Genomic DNA, 3409 nt, shown 5'->3' on the forward strand with positions numbered 1-3409 from the left:
TTTTTCTTTGATTCGCTCAATCGCACTCTGCAAATGCAATGAGAAAGCAAAGCGCGATTTTGAATGATAGGTTCTATCCAATTTTTTTTCAGCAAAATCATACAATTTTTCTGTAACTTTACGAATAGTCAACGGAACCAATTCTTGGTGAATATCCGATAGAGATAATTTTTCGAGGTAGTCATTAAAATAATGTGGCAAATTGTTCTGAATGAAGCCTTCTAATTCAATTTCTTTTAATAGTCCACTTTTCAACGCCTCTTCAACACGCTCTTCAATATCGTTGTAAACGCTCATGTCTGACTCGCTCGTTTGATTGAACGGTGTTTTTTGACTTGTAGGGACGTAAGAAAAGTGCGTTTTATGACGATCAACTAACTGATTGAGTCTTTCTGGTGCTTCTTTAACGAGCAACAACCCTTTTTGTACCGACAATGGCAAGTCTTGTTGCGTACTTTTCAAACAATCGGTTTGGTGCGTCCGATAATGTAAAAAAGCTTTCGCACAGACCAGTTTTAAGTCCCGTTGTACTTGCCCAATATTCGCTCTAGCAGGGTAAAGCATAAAGGCTACTAAAACTTCACGTTCAATGATGATTTTTTGGTTCAATCGTTGTGCTTCTTGCTGTAAGAAAGCCGCAACCAATTCATAGCGTTCGTCAATGGTGCGTTCGGCTAAAGGTGGCAAGGTAATTGTCATAGGAATCCGTCGGTTAAACGTATCCAATAACACTTCAGAGTTTTCAGTCGTTGCGCCAATAATTTGAACACTCGCTGTTCGTGTCTCTCTACTCTCACCTAACGGACGGTAGACGCCTTTATCGATAAAGGTGAAGAGCATTTCTTGACCTTCTGGTGGCAATCTATGAATTTCGTCTAGAAATAGAATTCCACCATCTGCTTGATGCATTAAACCCGTTCGATCTTCAGTCGCGCCTGTATAGGAACCTTTTTTCACACCAAAGATATGCCCAAACAATAATTGTGGATTTTGTGCGTAATCTGCACAGTTAAAAGAAATAAATGGGGCCTCATCAGGCAAAACTTGAGACTCTAACGCAAATTGATACATGCATTCAGCGAATAACGTTTTACCCGTACCCGTTTCTCCGAAAATAATGGTATGTAATCCACGCGGCGGATACAAGATAGCCGCTTTTGCTTGTTGAATCATCACTTTTAAAGAAGCATCGTGTCCAACTAGTTTATCAAACGCTTCTTGGTTGTCTTTTAAAGTTGGTAAAACGGGATGGGTAGCTTTAGCTTGATACAAAACAGGTCTACCCGTTTTTTTTTCAATGCGTCCTTCTTTATGCCATTCATTTAAATAACGGCTTACGTTAGTACGATCAAGCTCTAACGCCTCTGCAATCTCTTTAGCTGACACGGGTGTATCTTGTTTGATTACGTACGTTAGAACATCGTTTTTACGCGATACCATTTTATTCCTCCTTTTTGAAAACGGATACGTTAGTCTGACTTAAAAGTAGCGGATAAACTCACTCCGCTACTTCTTTTCTCTTTTTAGTTAACCTTGTTTTATTTTTTGATTCAATTTTTCGTTATGAATCAACTTCAGTCTTTTTTAGGCTTACGCGCCCCTTTATTTTTATTCGGTTTCTTTTTAAACTTTTTCTTTTTAGGTGCCATCACCGTTTGATCTGCCTGGCTATTTTTCGAATCAGTCGATTGGTTTAGTGCCTCTGTAGTTTTTACGGCTTCTTTTTTATCTTTTGTTTTTGTTTTTATTTTTTTCACTTTGCTATTTTCTTTTGCTTCTAATCTTGTTGCCTCATCTATCTCAGGGCGTTCTGTTACCAGACCTCCCGCATAAAGATACAAAGGTGTTAGAGTGATATCCAATGAGGAAATAATTTTCTTGAATTCACGGCGTTCGCGGTCATTAACAAGCGTTAAGACTGTTCCAGCTTGACCCATACGTGCAGTTCTTCCTGAGCGGTGAATGTAGCTCTCCTTGTTGATTGGCAAGTCGTATTGGATAACATAAGGCAAGCCTCTGATATCTAAGCCACGTGAGGCTACATCGGTCGTTAACAGCACATCTACTTTACCGTCCCTAAATTGTTGCAGCGCATGTTGTCTTTCTGTTTTGTATTTTTCTGAATGCAAGACGGCAACGGAAATGCCTTCGTATTGCAGTTTTTCAAAAGCTTGCGTCAAATTAGCCACGTTGTTAACAAAAACCAATGCTTTGAATCCTTCCATGCGTGTTAAGCGGCGAATAATTTCTACGCGTTTTCGTGTTGGGGTTTCAATGTACGCATGTAAGACTGTCCCTTTTGATTCATCTTCTTTGGTTACGTCAATCCATTCAGGATCAACCGTAAACCACTTAGATAAATCTTCCATTAACGCATTACTTGTTGCGGAAAAAAAGCCCATTTGACATTCGCTTGGAATCTTACTCATCAGTTGGCGTACGGTTTTTAATTGTTCTTGTTCCAATAATTGATCGGCTTCATCTAAGATAACTGTTTTAACCTGATGCAATTTTAATTTTTTTGTTTCTGCGATTTCAAGAATACGTCCAGTTGTTCCAACAATAATTTCAGGTTTCTTTTTCAAGTTATCCATTTGTCGGACTTTATTGGCTCCACCGATAATCGTTTGTACGTCTAAACCTAACTGCGAGCTCCACTCTTTTACGACAGCGGATACTTGAACAGCTAATTCTTGTGAAGGCGTCAGTATAATCAATTGAACTCCTGCTTTAGGCTCAATTTGTTCTAGAGCCGGCAGTGTATATGCGACTGTTTTACCAGTTCCAGTAGGAGAGATACCGACAACATCACGGCCACTTTTCATTAAGTCGTAGACTCTATTTTGAATTGCTGACGGCGTTGTGTATTCCAACTCTTCCCAGTACTTTTGTAACTCCGGTGCTATTTTTTCATTCATCATTATCATTTCCTCGTTTCTTTATCCCCGCTCCTGTACGTTGCGTCACTGCCTATCATACCAAAAAAACAGTCAAATCTAAAGTACGTCACTGTTTATTTGATAAATAAAAAGACCGAAGCATGCACTAACTATAAAAAGAACGTCATTTTTTATAGCCGTGCATTTTTCAGTCTTGTTAAAGGATGTTAGTTTTCTTTATCTGCTTCATAGCTAATGCCTGCATCTTTACGTAACGCCATTAATATCAGATTAACCTGACGACTCAATTCTTGCCATTCAGCGTACTCTTTTAATGCATCTTTATCCGTTGGGTTCGCCATAACATAAGCAAATGCCTCTGCTTCTTCCATCATTGGCGCTTTATTAATGGATTGCGAAACCGTTTCTTTTAAGTTTGTCTTACGGTCAACCACATCAATTGAAGCAATATCCGTTACTCCGTCTAACGAAATCGTCTGGTCTAGCCCATAAATTTCAGATGGCAAATA

Annotated in this window: 2 protein-coding genes and 1 pseudogene; all 3 read right to left on the reverse strand. The window is 39.0% G+C overall.

From position 1 onward, the window contains the following. Window positions 1-1440: sigma-54-dependent transcriptional regulator (locus WBF61_RS00090; RefSeq protein ID WP_424252822.1), on the reverse strand; the 1440-nt coding region annotated here is incomplete at its 3' end. A gap of 134 nt (window positions 1441-1574) precedes the next feature. Continuing rightward, on the reverse strand, window positions 1575-2921 hold the full coding sequence (locus tag WBF61_RS00095) for a DEAD/DEAH box helicase (protein ID WP_424252824.1): 1347 nt from the start codon (window positions 2919-2921) through the stop codon (window positions 1575-1577). Between the two features lie 185 nt (window positions 2922-3106). Continuing rightward, window positions 3107-3409: pseudogene (locus WBF61_RS00100) on the reverse strand (gfo/Idh/MocA family oxidoreductase); the annotation flags it as partial.

The organism is Carnobacterium sp. (genome assembly GCF_049673005.1).
GTDB lineage: Bacteria > Bacillota > Bacilli > Lactobacillales > Carnobacteriaceae > Carnobacterium_A.

Bases quoted from the DNA above. Each gene is read 5' to 3' on its own strand.
- WBF61_RS00095 (WP_424252824.1), bottom strand. From the start codon at position 2,921: ATGATGAATGAAAAAATAGCACCGGAGTTACAAAAGTACTGGGAAGAG.